General features: G+C 73.3%; 11 protein-coding genes. 4 read left to right on the top strand and 7 right to left on the bottom strand.

From position 1 onward, the window contains the following. Positions 1 to 115 precede the first annotated feature (115 nt). The gene (locus B1H19_RS27915; protein ID WP_083107495.1) at positions 116 to 478 is read left to right on the top strand and encodes a hypothetical protein; all 363 of its coding nucleotides are present in this window, start codon (positions 116 to 118) and stop codon (positions 476 to 478) included. Between the two features lie 46 nt (positions 479 to 524). Here the strand turns inward: B1H19_RS27915 and B1H19_RS27910 are convergent, their stop codons facing one another. The 7 genes from B1H19_RS27910 to B1H19_RS27880 form a co-directional block, all read right to left on the bottom strand. Then, positions 525 to 1,364, bottom strand: a complete 840-nt coding sequence (locus B1H19_RS27910; protein WP_083107494.1) for a cytochrome c biogenesis CcdA family protein — start codon at positions 1,362 to 1,364, stop codon at positions 525 to 527. Then, positions 1,361 to 2,137 carry a DsbA family protein gene (locus B1H19_RS27905; protein WP_083107493.1) on the bottom strand — a complete coding sequence of 259 codons (777 nt, stop codon included), beginning with the start codon at positions 2,135 to 2,137 and terminating at the stop codon, positions 1,361 to 1,363. The genes B1H19_RS27910 and B1H19_RS27905 overlap by 4 nt, the downstream gene beginning before the upstream one ends. 100 nt (positions 2,138 to 2,237) lie before the next feature. Beyond that, positions 2,238 to 2,726, bottom strand: a complete 489-nt coding sequence (locus B1H19_RS40485; RefSeq protein WP_083107492.1) for a hypothetical protein — start codon at positions 2,724 to 2,726, stop codon at positions 2,238 to 2,240. Positions 2,727 to 2,830: 104 nt separating this feature from the next. After that, complete coding sequence (locus B1H19_RS27895; RefSeq protein WP_083107491.1) at positions 2,831 to 3,370, bottom strand: ATP-binding protein; 540 nt, start codon at positions 3,368 to 3,370, stop codon at positions 2,831 to 2,833. Positions 3,371 to 3,655: 285 nt separating this feature from the next. Further along, positions 3,656 to 4,423: an enoyl-CoA hydratase/isomerase family protein gene (locus tag B1H19_RS27890; protein ID WP_083107490.1), complete on the bottom strand. Its 768-nt coding sequence runs from the start codon at positions 4,421 to 4,423 to the stop codon at positions 3,656 to 3,658. Between the two features lie 81 nt (positions 4,424 to 4,504). Beyond that, entirely contained in the window at positions 4,505 to 5,743 is a 1,239-nt protein-coding gene (locus tag B1H19_RS27885) for a L,D-transpeptidase (protein ID WP_237289534.1), read from the bottom strand. 166 nt (positions 5,744 to 5,909) lie between these two features. Then, on the bottom strand, positions 5,910 to 7,184 hold the full coding sequence (locus B1H19_RS27880) for a L,D-transpeptidase (protein WP_237289533.1): 1,275 nt from the start codon (positions 7,182 to 7,184) through the stop codon (positions 5,910 to 5,912). Positions 7,185 to 7,399: 215 nt separating this feature from the next. Between B1H19_RS27880 and glgX the strand changes: the two genes are divergently transcribed. From glgX to B1H19_RS27865, 3 genes are all read left to right on the top strand, one after another. After that, entirely contained in the window at positions 7,400 to 9,658 is a 2,259-nt protein-coding gene (gene glgX, locus B1H19_RS27875; protein WP_083107488.1) for a glycogen debranching protein GlgX, read from the top strand. A gap of 93 nt (positions 9,659 to 9,751) precedes the next feature. After that, positions 9,752 to 11,671, top strand: a complete 1,920-nt coding sequence (locus tag B1H19_RS27870; protein WP_083107487.1) for an ABC transporter ATP-binding protein — start codon at positions 9,752 to 9,754, stop codon at positions 11,669 to 11,671. Further along, positions 11,668 to 13,539: an ABC transporter ATP-binding protein gene (locus B1H19_RS27865; RefSeq protein ID WP_083107486.1), complete on the top strand. Its 1,872-nt coding sequence runs from the start codon at positions 11,668 to 11,670 to the stop codon at positions 13,537 to 13,539. Before B1H19_RS27870 ends, B1H19_RS27865 begins: the two co-directional genes overlap by 4 nt. Positions 13,540 to 13,647: the final 108 nt, after the last annotated feature.

Here is a 13,647-nt window from a genome sequence, read left to right as displayed (position 1 = left end):
CGGTCACCGCTGCGGTGCCGGGCCGTGGGCCCGGACGGGCATGCATACGGTCATGGGAAGCCGTGAAGTGCGATCTCAAGATCAACTGTCAGTGGGGGCACCTACGCTCCAAGGCATGGGTTACGCAGAGCTGCGCGAACTCCAGACCGCGCTGACCACCGCCTCCGACCTCGCCTCCACCCTCCGGCAGGCGCCGACCCGGCATGACGCCGCCCGGCTCGTCGACGTCCTGCGGCGCGCCCTGAGCGTCGCCGACGCCCTGGGTGCCGAAACGGGCCCGACCGGCTGCGCCGAGCATCCGCACGGCGCCGTCGACCCCTTGTACGGCGACCCGGAGGATCCGCTTCCGCCGGGATACGGCAGATGCCTGCTGTGCAACGACCGCCGGCGCCGGGCCGACGCCCACCATCCGCATCCGCATCTGCGCCCGCGCCGCCCGCATCTGAAGCTGCACGGGCGGCCGCGGCAGACGGCGTAGCGCGGCGGCCCGGCCGTCCACCGGCCGGGCCCGCCCACCGGCAGGGCTACTCCTCCCTGCCGTCCGCCTTCTTGCCCGGACGCAGGGCGATCCGGCCCAGTACGGCTGCCACGACCAGCGCGGCCACCGCGATCAGGACGGCGTCGGGTACGCCGTTGCCGATCTTCGCCGCCCACTCCTCCAGGCCGAATTCGGCGTCCGCGTCGAGGACGCCGGGCAGCGAACTGGTCCCGCGGAAGCGCAGGAAGAGGACGCCGATGCCGAGGAAGAAGACGCCGGACAGCAGCGACGTGGTGTGCAGCCGCAGCCTGCCCAGGGCGATCTCGCGGCCGCGCAGCCAGGTGCGGGTGCCCAGGCGGAAACGGTCCCACAGCAGCGCCAGCACGAACAGCGGCAGGGCCATGCCCAGCGCGTAGACGGCGAGCATCGCGGCGCCGTACACCGGCGAGCCGCTGACCGCCGTCACCGTCAGCACCGCGCCCAGGATCGGGCCCGCGCAGAAGCCCGCGAGGCCGTAGACACAGCCGAGCAGAAAGGTGGAGACGGCCGAGCGCGGGGTGATCCTCGCCGCGGCGGCCTGGGCGCGCCGGGAGGCGAAGCCCAGGCCCAGGATCTGGGCGAGACCCATGGCGATGACGGCCCAGCCGCCGAAGGTGATCAGCAGATCGCGGTGGCCGTTGAAGAGCCGGCTGACCGCGGTGCTGGCCGCGCCGAGCGGGACCAGGGTGGTGGCCAGCCCCAGATAGAAGACCCCGGTACGGGCCAGCAGCCGGCCGGGGTGGGCCAGCGAATAGGCGAAGAAGGCCGGCAGCAGCAGCGCGCTGCACGGGCTGAGCAGGGCGAGCGCGCCGCCCAGGAACGCCGCGAGGAATCCGATGTCGGTCATTCGGCGGCCGCCTTGTGGGCCCGTGCCGCGGCTTCCTGGATCGCCTGCGCGAAGACGTCGGTGGGCTGGGCGCCGGACACCGGCCGCCCGTTGATCAGGAACGACGGGGTGGACTGCACGCCGATCGCGTAGCCCTCGTCCTGGTCGCGCTTCAGGGCGCGCTCGGCGGCCGCGCCGCCCATGTCCGTACGGAACTTCTCCAGGTCCGGCACGCCGCTCTGCCGCGCCAGGTCCACCAGCTTGTCCTCGGCCAGCGCATCGCCCTTGCGGGTCTTGGCGTACAGCGCATCGTGCAGCTGCCAGAACCTGCCCTGGCGGCCCGCGGCCCAGGAGGCGCGGGCGGCGCGCTCGGAGGCATCGCCGAAGAGGGTGAAGTTGCGGAACTCGATGCGCAGGGTGCCCGCGTCCACGAACTTCCTGATCAGCTCGGGCTGGGTCTCGCGGGCGAAGCGACCGCAGAACGAGCACTGGTAGTCGGCGTATTCGACCAGGACCACGGGCGCGTCCTTCCGGCCGACGGCCAGCGGATCGCCGGCCTCGCGACGGCTGGTGCGCCGGGCCAGGTCGTCGAACGCCTTCTGCTGCGCCGGGTCCTCCTCGGCCTGCACCGAGGCGGCGGCCTTGGGCTCGCCGGTGCGGTCGCCGCTCTCGACGGCCTTGCCGACCGCGACGGCGATGGCGAGGACGGCCACGACCAGGGCGATGACCGCGCCGACGGCGGCCAGTTTGCGGGCGGGGGTGACGGCTGATGCGGGCGGTGCGGACTTGGGCATGCGAAAGCTCCAGTGGTACGTACGGGCGCCCACGCCTGCGCGGGGAGGCGTGCGGCGGGGATAGCGGGCCGGTGGCGCCGGCTTGCGGCGCGGCGGCCCCCTAAATCCGCAGTACGGGCAGGAGCGCGGTGGGATCGGTGGTGCGGACGGCGCCGGTCGGCGGGCGGGCGAGGGCCCACTGGGCGGCGGCGTCGGCGCAGAGCGGGGCGGGGCCCGTGGTGGCCGGGGCGAGGGGTTCGGCGCGGTGCGGCGCGGGCAGCGGGGCGGATTCGTCGGACGCCGGGGCGTGGCTGTTCGAGCAGCGCTTCCCCCCGGCGTCGGCGACCGCGGGGGGCGCGGGAGCCGGGCCGTTGACGGACGGCGCCACGGGGCCGGAGGCACCGGAGGGCGCGGTTGCGGCGGACGGGGCGGTGGCCGCGGCCGGGGCGGTTGCGGCGGCCGGGGCGGACGCCGTCGCCGGGCGGGACGCCGTCCCTGGCTGGTCGCCGCCGATCCGGCACAGCATCGGCCCGAAGGTGACCGCCAGGAGGAGCAGCAGGAGCATCGCCGGCGACCGGTGCGGCCGGTGCGCGGGTAGGTGCCCGGACATGTCCCTCCTCCGGCGTTCCTGGCGCGGGCGTGAACGTCCCATCCTACGGACCGCCGGGCGCCCGCCGCCTCGCGCGGGGCCATCGGGCAGACCCCAGCCCCGTATCAGCGGTCGCCGATCCGCATCTCGAACCAGGTCGTCTTGCCGCGCGGCAGCAGATCGACGCCCCAGCGGTCGGAGAGCTTGTCGACGAGGAAGAGGCCGCGGCCGCTGGTGTCCATCTCGTGCACCGGCATCAGACAGGGCAGCCCACGGGACGGGTCGCGCACCTCGATGCGGAGCCAGCCGCGGCGGCGCAGCATCCGCAGCCCGAAGGAGCGGGCGCCGGTGTGGCGTACGGCGTTGCCGACCAGTTCCGAGACGAGCAGGACGGCGTGCTCGGTGAGCTGCGGGGTGAGGGACCACTGTTTGAGCAGGGCGCAGCCGGTCAGCCGGCGGGCGATACGGGCGGACTGGGGGCGCGAGGGCAGCCGTACCTCGTCCAGGGTGGGGTCGCCGACGAGATCGAGTCCGGACACCGGGCGGGCCGGTCCGGTCGCCTGCCTCGGCACCGCCGTGTCCGCGTCCCCGTCCGGGGTCCCCCAGCCCGCGGCGGCCGGGGTGCTTTCCGGCCGCGGCTGCTCCATACCTTCGAGGCCCGCCATGTCTCCCATCATGGCCGCTACTTGGCGGTCGGGTGGAGGAACCAACGGAATCCCTTGTGCGGAATCGTCGGTTCCTCCACCCGGCGGGACACCTGCCGACGGCAGCAAGATCGTCGCCGCACAGGGGCTGACCTGCGTCAACGCTCCGCGGACGGACGGTCGTCGGACGAGGCGGTCCGGCCGTGGACAAGGTGCCCTTAAGTCCGGATTAAGTTTTCCGCAATTCGCCCACACGAGGCATCGGGTCCCGGCCAGACATCATGCGTCCCGTCAGCCCCGGTCGTTTCAGCGGAAGATGGCCTTGCCCGGCCCCTCCTCGACAAAGCTGCGCATTCCGGTCTCCCGGTCCTCGGTGGCGAAGAGGCCCGCGAACCAGTTGCGTTCGATGGCCAGACCGGTGTCGATATCCGTCTCCAGGCCCGCGTCGACGGACTCCTTGGCCGCCCGCAGCGCCATCGCCGGACCCGCCGCGAGCCGGGCCGCCCAGGCGTGCGCCTGCTCGTAGACCTCGGCGGCCGGCACCACCCGGTCGACCAGCCCGAGGGCCAGCGCCTCGTCGGCCTTCACATGGCGCCCGGTGAAGATCAGGTCCTTGGCCTTGGACGGGCCCACCAGGCGGGCCAGCCGCTGGGTGCCGCCGGCGCCCGGGATCAGGCCGAGCAGGATCTCGGGCTGGCCGAGCTTGGCGTTGTCGGCCGCGATCCGGAAGTCCGCGCACAGCGCCAGCTCGCAGCCGCCGCCCAGCGCATAGCCGTTGACCGCGGCGACCACCGGCTTGGGGATGCGGGCGACGGCGGTGAACGCGTCCTGAAGGTGCTTGGAGCGGGCGACCATGGCCGGGTGGTCCATGACCTGCATCTCCTTGATGTCCGCACCGGCCGCGAACACCTTCTCGCCGCCCCAGATCACCACGGCGCGCACATCGTCGCGGCCGGCGGCCTCCGCGGCCAGTTCGCGGAGCCGGTCCTGGGTGGCGATGTCCAGCGCGTTCATCGGCGGGCGGTCCAGGCGGATGGTACCGACGCGGTCGGCGACCTCGAGGTTCACAGTCATGGAGGGAAGGTTAGTCGCCGTTAACGGCGCGGCGCCCGGTGCACCGGGTCACAGTGCCCGGGGTCACAGCCCGGCCCGCGGCTACCGCCCCGCCGTCCACTTCTCCCAGGAGAGGTTCCAGTCCCCGAAGCCGTTGTCCGGCTGGATCGTTTCGTCGTGCGCGTTCTTGACGATCACCACATCGCCGATCTGCGAGTGGTCGAAGAACCACGCCGCCGGGGTCGACGCATCCCCGCCGCCGCGGACGTCGAACAGGCCCACGCAGCCGTGGCTGGCGTTACGGGTGCCGAAGGCGTCCCGGCCGGACCAGTAGTTGCCGTGGATGAAGGTGCCGGACGTGCTCAGCCGCATCGCGTGCGGGACGTCCTTGATGTCGTACTGGCCGCCGAAGCCGACGGTGTCGCCGTTCATCCGCGTCACCGGATGCTTCTCGCTGATCACCATCTGGCCGTTGTAGGTCTCGGTGCCCGGTGCGCCGGAGGTGATCGGAATGCTCTTGATCTTCTTGCCGTCGCGGACCACGGTCATCATCTTCGTCCGGGCGTCGACGGTGCTCACCTGGCTGCGGCCGATGGTGAACGCGACCGTCTTGGCCTGGGTGCCGTAGACACCGGGGCGGCCCTCGACGCCGTCGAGGTCGAGGCGGACGGTGATCCTGGTGCCCGCCGCCCAGTACTTCTCGGGGCGGAAGTCGAGGCGGTCGTTGCCGAACCAGTGACCCGCTATCGGCACCGACGGCTCGGCGGTGACCTTGATCGCGTCCTCGACGGCCTCGGGGTGGGTGATACCGCGGCTGAAGCGGATCGAGACCGGCATCCCGATGCCGACCTGCTGGCCGTTCTCGGGGCTGTACTGGCCTATGAAGGTGTTCTTGGGAACGAGGGTGGTGAACTTCGCGTGCTCGGCGGCCTCGCGGCCCTTGGCGTCCACCGCCACCGCGTCGACGGTGTACTCCGTCGAGGCACCCAGATGGCCGCTGGGCCGCCACGACGCACCGCCGCCGGATATCTTCCCGGCCACCGCGTTGCCCTTCGGGTCGGTGACCTTGACGGACTTCAGCCTGCCCCTCTTCGCGGTCACCTCCAGCGCACCGCTGGTGGCGACACCGTCCGCGCCGTCCTTGGGCGCAATCGCCACCTCGGCCTGGGAGGCGGCCCGGTCGCTCCCCGCCTTCCCGGACGCCTTTCCGCCATCGGCCTCGTCACCGCCGCACGCGGTCACCAGCAGCAGCATCGAGCCGAGCAGCAGCGCCAGCGCACCGCCGCTCCGGTGTGGCCGCCGCCGGCGAGCCGGCTCCCCCGCAATCGGCTGCACTGTCACTCCTGGCCCCTTTTCCCCTCGTCGTCCCCTCGCAGACCTGCGGTCTCCCACGCGCGCACGCACCGCGCGCCTGCCGTCAGATAACCACATCGCACTGACAGTGAACTCCCCGCCGAGGTCACCGTTCAGTCCCAAGTCCACGCGGCCGCGCGGGCCGGGGCGGAGGTCAGCGCAGCGCGCTGCCCCGCTTCCACTGCTGCCACGTCATGTTCCAGCCGCCGAGCCCGTTGTCCGGGGCGACGGTGCCGACCGGGCCCAGGCCCCGGGAGTGGCGCACCTGCACGATGTCGCCGACGATCGACTGCCCGAAGAGCCGGCCGGCCGGGGTGCCGCGGCCGCCGCCCCTGGTGTCCCTGAGACCGACGCAGCCGTGGCTGGTGTTGCGGGCGCCGAAGACCCGGGCCCCCGCCCAGTAGTTGCCGTGCACAAACGTCCCGGACCGGGTCAGCCGCATCGCGTGCGGGACGTCCTTGATGTCGTAGGCGCCGCCGAAGCCGACGGTGTGCCCGTTCATCCGGGTCACCGAACGGCGTTCCAGGATCACCATCGTGCCGTTGTAGGTGGGGTTCTCGGCGTTGCCCGCGGTGACGGGGTAGGTGGCCAGCACCCGGCCGTTGCGGCGCACCGTCAGGGTGTGCCGGGCGGCGTCCACGGTGGCGGTCTGGTCGCGGCCGACGTGGTAGTGGACCGTCTTGCTCTGCATGCCGTACGTGTGCGGCCCGCCCCGGATCCCGCGCAGCCGCAGCCGGACGGTGATGTCGGTGCCGGACCGCCAGCGCTTACGGGGACGGAAGTCCAGCCTCCGGTTGCCGAACCAGTGCGGAGCGACCTCGACGGCCGGGCTCGCGGTGACGCTGATGGCGCGCTGGACCGCCGCGCGGTCGGCGATCGGCCGGCTGAACTCCAGCGAGACGATCATGCCGGTGCCGACGGTGGTGCGGTCCTCGGGGTGGAAGACTCCCACGAACGCACCGGGGGGCACGGACGTGGTGAAGGTGGCGTGCCGGACGGCGCGGTGGCCGGCGTCGTCGCGGGCCACCACATCGACGGTGTAGCGCGCACCGGGGGCGAGCTCGCCCGGCGCCGGGCGCCAGACCCGGCCGTCGGGCGAGATCCGGCCGATCACCCGCTGCCGGCCCGCGTCCCCGGTGCGCTCGACCTCGACCCGCTCCAGATGCCCGGTGCGCACCTGCACCTCGAAGCGCCCGCCGGTCCGTACGCTGCGTGCGCCGTCGTGCGGGACGATCCGGATCGCCTCCTTCAGGGAGCGCGGCTTGTCCCCGTCGAAGCCCTCCGGGGAGGAGCAGCCGGCGGGCAGCAGCAGGGAGGCCAGAGCGGCCAGGACGGCGACGCGGGTCCCCAGGCGGCGCGCCCGGGGGCGCCCGCGGCCGAGCGCCGGTTCTGCCGGATCCATCACTGAGCGCTGCGTACCGCCGGTCATGAATCGCATTGTGACGGATCATGGCGAAACGTGCAGGAATGCCATGCCCTTGAATGTCACGACGCGCCGGGAACGCCGACGAGGCCCCGGCCCGAAGCGTGAGGCAACGCCCGGTTGCGGGCAGAACAACGGGGAGGGCGGGGACACGCGCGGGGCCGGGACACCCGGGCACGGGCCGCCGCCCGACCGAGCCCCGAGCCGCAGGAGGCCGGCACGTGTCGAGCGCACCCGAGCAGGAGGCGGTCCAGGGCGGGGCGCTCACCCCGCCCGCCGCCGTCCGCCCCGGCAGCCCCACCCCCCTGGGGGCCCGTTGCTGCACCGGACCCGATGGCGTCGAGGGCACCAACTTCGCCCTGTGGGCGGGCGGCGCCGAGGCCGTGGAGGTCTGTCTCTTCGACGACGAGGACCGCGAGAGCCGCCATCCGCTGACCGAACTGACCCATGAGATCTGGCACGGCTTCCTGCCCGGTGTGCGCCCCGGACAGCGCTACGGCTACCGGGTGCACGGCCGCTGGGACCCCTGGACCGGCGCCCGCTGGAATCCGGCCAAACTGCTGCTCGACCCGTACGCCAGGGCCGTGGACGGCGACTTCGGCACCCGAACGGAGTCGGTGGGCGCCGGGCGCGCGCTGCCCGCCCAGCTCTACGGACATGTCCGCGACTGGCCCGAACAGCGGGTCGCCGACACGGTGCGCGACGACCGCGATTCGGCGCCGTACGTCCCCAAAGGGGTGGTGGTCGGCGGCACCGGGGCGGACGGGGGCGAGGACGACGACGCATGGCGCGACGACCGCCGACCCAAGACCCCGTGGCCGGATTCCATCCTCTACGAGCTGCATGTGCGCGGTTTCACCATGCGGCACCCCGGGATCCCCGAGCGGCTGCGCGGTACGTATGCGGGGCTGGCCCACCCCGCCGCCCTGGACCACCTCGTCCGGCTCGGGATCACCGCGGTCGAGCTGCTGCCGGTCCATCAGTTCGCCCATGAGGACCATCTCGTCCGCCGGGGGCTGCGCAACTACTGGGGCTACAACTCCATCGGCTATTTCGCGCCACACGCCGGTTACGCCGCCACCGGCACCCGCGGCCAGCAGGTCGGCGAGTTCCAGCGGATGGTGCGGGCGCTGCACGACGCCGGTATCGAGGTCATCCTGGACGTCGTCTACAACCACACCGCGGAGGCGGGCGAACGGGGCCCGACCCTGAGCCTGCGGGGCATCGACAACCGCGGCTACTACCGCCTGCCGGACGACGCCCGCCGCTACGCCGACTACACCGGCTGCGGCAACACCCTGCACGTCGTGCAGCCGCACGTGCTGCGGCTGATCACCGACTCGCTGCGCTACTGGGTCACCGAAATGGGCGTCGACGGCTTCCGCTTCGACCTCGCCGCCGCCCTGGCCCGCTCCCTGCACGACGTCGACATGCTCTCCCCGTTCCTCGCCGTCATCGCCCAGGACCCCGTGCTGCGCCGGGTCAAACTCATCGCCGAGCCCTGGGACGTCGGCTCCGGCGGCTATCAGGTCGGCGCCTTCCCGCCCCTGTGGACGGAGTGGAACGACCGCTACCGCGACACCGTCCGCGACTTCTGGCGCGGCGCCCAGCACGACGTGCGCGATCTGGGCTACCGGCTGTCGGGGTCCAGCGACCTGTACGCCTGGGGCGGCCGCCGCCCGTACGCCTCGGTCAACTTCATCACCGCCCACGACGGGTTCACCCTGCGTGACCTGGTCACCTACGAGCACAAGCGCAACGGCGACAACGGCGAGGGCAACCGGGACGGCACCGACGACAACCGGTCGTGGAACTGCGGCACCGAGGGCGAGACCGACGACCCCGCGGTCACCGCCCTGCGCCACCGCCAGCTGCGCAACTTCCTGACCACCCTCCTGCTGTCCACCGGGGTCCCGATGCTGGTCGCGGGCGACGAGATGGGCCGCACCCAGCACGGCAACAACAACGCCTACTGCCAGGACAACCCCACCGGCTGGGTCGACTGGTCGCTGCTCACGGACCCCCGGTGGCGCCCGCTGGCCGACCTCGCCGCCCGTCTGATCGCGCTGCGCCGCGCCCATCCCGTACTGCGCCGCCGCGCCTTCTTCTCCGGCCGCCCCCAGGGGCGGGGCGGACTGCGCGATCTGGCCTGGTTCACCCCGGGCGGCACGGAGATGACCGAGGCGGACTGGTACGCCTCCGGCGCCACCCTGGGCATGTACCTCTCCGGCAACGACATCTCCCAGCGCGACGCCCTCGGCGACCGCATCGTCGACGACAGCTTCCTCGCGGTGCTGCACGCCGAGGCCCGCCCCCGGCCCTTCGTCCTGCCCGGCCCGCCGTGGGCGGGGGCGTACGAGCTGCTGGTCGACACGGCGCGCGAGGAGCAGCCGGGGGCGGCCGAGGCGCCGTATCCGGCCGGGTGCGAGGTGGGACTGCCGGGGCGGTCGGTGCTGCTGTTCCGCGCCGTACCGGGCTGAGGACGTCGTGATCCGTGCGGTCCCGCCCGCCCCAACTGCCCTACGGCGAAAACCACATGAGCATTGTCAGTGGTGCACCTTACGCTCGCGAGTGTGGCCCCCACCGCGAATGCACATCCGACGTCCGGACAGACACCCACCGACCCGACACCCGCCCCGCCCCGGGCAGCGGACCCGGCACCGGCCGGTTCGGCCGCCGCCCCGCGGCACTCCGCCGTGCGTTCGCTGCTGCGGCTGTGGCCGTTCGTGCGGCCGGTGCGGGCGCGGTTGTTCACGGCCGCGTTCGTGGCGGTGGTCGCCTCCTGCCTCGGGCTGGTCTTCCCACTGGTCCTCAAGTGGCTGGTGGACGGGCCGGTGGCGGTGCGCGATCCGGGCGGGGTGTGGCTGGGCGGCGGTTGTCTGCTGCTGCTCGGGGTGGCCGAGGCGGGGCTGTTCGGGCTGCGGCGCTGGCTGGTGGCGCGGCCGCTGGCGAGCGTCGAGGCCGCCATGCGCGAGGCGCTCTACCGCCATCTCCAGCGGCTGCCGGTCGCCTTCCACGACCGCTGGGCCTCGGGCCAGCTGCTCTCCCGCGCCACCACCGATCTGACCCTGCTGCGCCTCTTCCTCGCCTTTCCGCTGACGTTCCTGCTGGTCAACGGCACGACGATCGTGGTGGGCTGTGTGCTGCTGATGGTGCAGCGCTGGTCGCTGGGGCTGGTGCTGCTGGGGCCGTTGCTGCCGCTGATGGTGCTGTGTTCGGTGCTAGAGGCCCGGTATGCGCTCGCCGCCCGGCGGGCCCAGGACCAGCTGGGCGATCTGGCGACGGTGGTCGAGGAGTCGGTGCTCGGCATCCGGATCATCAAGGGGTTCGGCCGCCACCGCAGCCAGGCCCGCGCCTTCGCGCGGCTGACGCGGCAGATCCGTACGACCGAGCTGCACAAGGCCCGGCTGCTGGCCTGGATCTGGGGCGTGATCACCCTGCTCCCGGAGCTGGCCATCGCCACGGCCCTGGTGCTGGGCACGCTCCAGGTGGCCGACGGCGCGCTGTCCCCGGGCACCCTGGTCGCCTTCCTCTCGACGGCGCTGGCGCTGCGCTGGCCGGTGGACTCCATCGGCTTCCTGCTGGCCATGAGCAACGAGGCGGCAACGGCCACGGACCGGTATTTCGAGGTCCTGGACGCGCGGGCCGTGGACGACGAGGGGGCGGCGGACGACGCGGCCGTCGCAGGCGAGCGCGAGCGCCCCGGCGACGGGCTGCGCTTCGAGGGCGTGGAGTTCTCCTACCCCGACGCCCCGGCCGACGGCCCGCCCACCCTCCGGGGCGTGGACCTGCACATCCGCTCCGGCGAGACGATGGCCCTGGTGGGCGCGACCGGCAGTGGGAAGACGACCCTGACGGCGCTGGTGCCGCGGCTCCACGACCCCACCGCGGGGCGGATCACCCTCGACGGCCGCGATCTGGCGACGCTGGAGAGGCAGGAGGCCCGGGCGCTGGTGGCGGTCGCCTTCGAGGAGCCCACCCTGTTCTCGGCCACGGTGGCGGACAACGTCCTGATGGCGCACCCCGAAGCCTCCGCCCCCTCCGGCGTCACGGACTCCCAGGAGGCCGATTTGTTACGGGCGTTGGAGGTGGCCCAGGCCGACGGGTTCGTCCGCGCCCTGCCCCAGGGCACCGCCACCCAGGTGGGCGAGCAGGGCCTGAGCCTGTCCGGCGGACAGCGCCAGCGGCTCGCCCTCGCCCGCGCGGTGGTGGGCCGCCCCCGCTTCCTGATCCTGGACGATCCGCTGTCCGCGCTCGATGTGCACACCGAGGCCCTGGTGGAGGCCGCCCTGCGCCGGGTGCTGGCCACCACCACCGCCCTGGTGGTCGCCCACCGGCCGTCCACGGTCCTGCTCGCCGACCGGGTGGCGCTGCTCTCCGGCGGCCGGATAACCGCCGTCGGCACCCATCACGAACTGCTGCGGGACAACGCCGAATACGCCGCGCTGATGTCCGGCGAGCCCGGCCGCCAGGACAGGGAGGACGCCCGATGACGACCACCGCGGCCCATGCGCCGGCCGACGGCGACCACGAGGAGACCGGCCCGCCCCAGGACGCCGAGGAGCACGGGCCCGACGCCTTCGAACGGGATGTGCTGCCCGCTCCCCCGCACGCCTCGCGCACCCTTCTGCGGTCCCTGCTGGCACCGTACCGGGCCCGGGTCTGGCTGACGGCCGCGGTGCTGCTTATCCAGCAGGCCGCCGTGCAGGCGGGCCCGATGCTCGTGGCGTACGCCCTCGACCGTGCCGTACCGGCGCTGCGGGCGGGCGAGCGCGGGCCGTTGATCGCGGTGGCGGTGGCGGCCGCGCTCTGCGCCACCCTGTCCGGGGGCCTCCAGTTCGCCTTCATCGGCCTCTCCGCCCGGGTCAGCCAGGACGTGCTGCGCGATCTGCGCGGCCGGATCTTCGGCCACGGCCAGGCCCTGAGCCTGGACTTCCACGAGCGCTACACCTCCGGCCGGCTGATATCCCGGGCCACCACCGACGTCGAGTCGCTGCGCGAACTCCTCGACGAGGGCCTCCAGGAACTGATCGTCATCATCCTCCAGACCCTCTACATCACCGCGACCCTGCTCTGGCTGGACCCGGGCCTGGGCGCCGCCGCCGTCGTCTCCGCCGGGCCGCTCTACCTCCTCGTCCGCTCCTTCCAGCGCCGCTCACGCCGCGTCTACGGCGCCAAGTCCACCGCCACCGCTTCCTTCATCGTGAAGTTCACCGAGACCATGAACGGCATCCGCCCGGTCAAGGCGTTCCGCCGCGAGCGGCCCAACGACGCCGACTTCGCACGGCTGAACCACCGCCATGAGCGGATCAACGGCGACGCCATCCTGGAGATGGGCCGCTATGTCGTCTCCTCCCGGCTGGTGGCCAATGTCGCGGTGGCCGCGCTCGTCCTGTGGGGCGCCTACCGCGTCGCCGTCGGCGGCCTCGCGCTCGGCGTGCTGGCCGCGGCGGTGCTCTATCTGCGCCGCCTGTACGACCCCATCGACCGGCTCGGGATGTTCCTCAACTCCTATGAGGCGGCGGCCGCTTCGCTGGAGAAGATCGCCGGGCTGCTCGCCCAGCGGCCCACCGTCCCCGAGCCCGCCGCACCGCGTGCGCTGCCCGCCGCCGCGGCCGGCCGGCCCGGCCGGGAGGTGGAGTTCGACGGCGTCCGCTTCGCCTACCGCACCGGCGGCGAGGTGCTGCCCCGCTTCGGCCTGACCCTCGCGGCCGGCACGACCACCGCCGTGGTGGGCTCCACCGGGGCGGGCAAGTCCACCCTGGCCAAGCTGCTGGCCCGCTTCTACGACCCCACCGAGGGCCGGGTCCTGCTCGACGGCGTCGATCTGCGCGAGCTGTCCACCGCCGAGCTGCGCCGCGGCGTGGTGATGGTCACCCAGGAGGCGTTCCTCTTCTCCGGCACGGTCGCCGACAACATCGCCCTCGGCCGCCCGGACGCCTCCCGCGAAGAGATCGAACGGGCCGCGAAGGCCATCGGCGCCCATGACTTCATCGCCGCCCTGCCGGATGGCTACGACACCGACGTCCGCAAGCGCGGCGGCCGCATCTCCGCAGGCCAGCGGCAGCTCGTCGGCTTCGCCCGGGCGTTGCTCGCCGACCCGTCCGTGCTCATCCTGGACGAGGCCACCAGCTCCCTGGACATCCCCGGCGAACGGGCCGTGCAGCGCGCCATGGACACCGTGCTCCGGGGCCGCACCGCGGTCGTGATCGCCCACCGCCTGTCCACGGTCGAGACCGCCGACCGCGTCCTGGTCATGGCCGGCGGCCGGATCGTCGAGGACGGCCCGCCCGCCGAACTGACCGCCGGACAGGGCCACTTCGCCCGCCTGCACCGCGCCTGGCGCGAGAGCGTGGGGTAGCCGGGCGGCCCGGCCGGGGGCGGAGCGCGGCACCGCCCCCGGTCCCGTCCGGCTTCCGGACATCGATTCCGCCCAACGGACGTTTTCCGGCCAATTAGTTGAACGGAC

Source organism: Streptomyces gilvosporeus (genome assembly GCF_002082195.1).
Lineage (GTDB): Bacteria > Actinomycetota > Actinomycetes > Streptomycetales > Streptomycetaceae > Streptomyces > Streptomyces gilvosporeus.
Note: the sequence above shows the minus strand (reverse complement) of the source record. Positions and strands in the feature narration are given on the sequence as shown.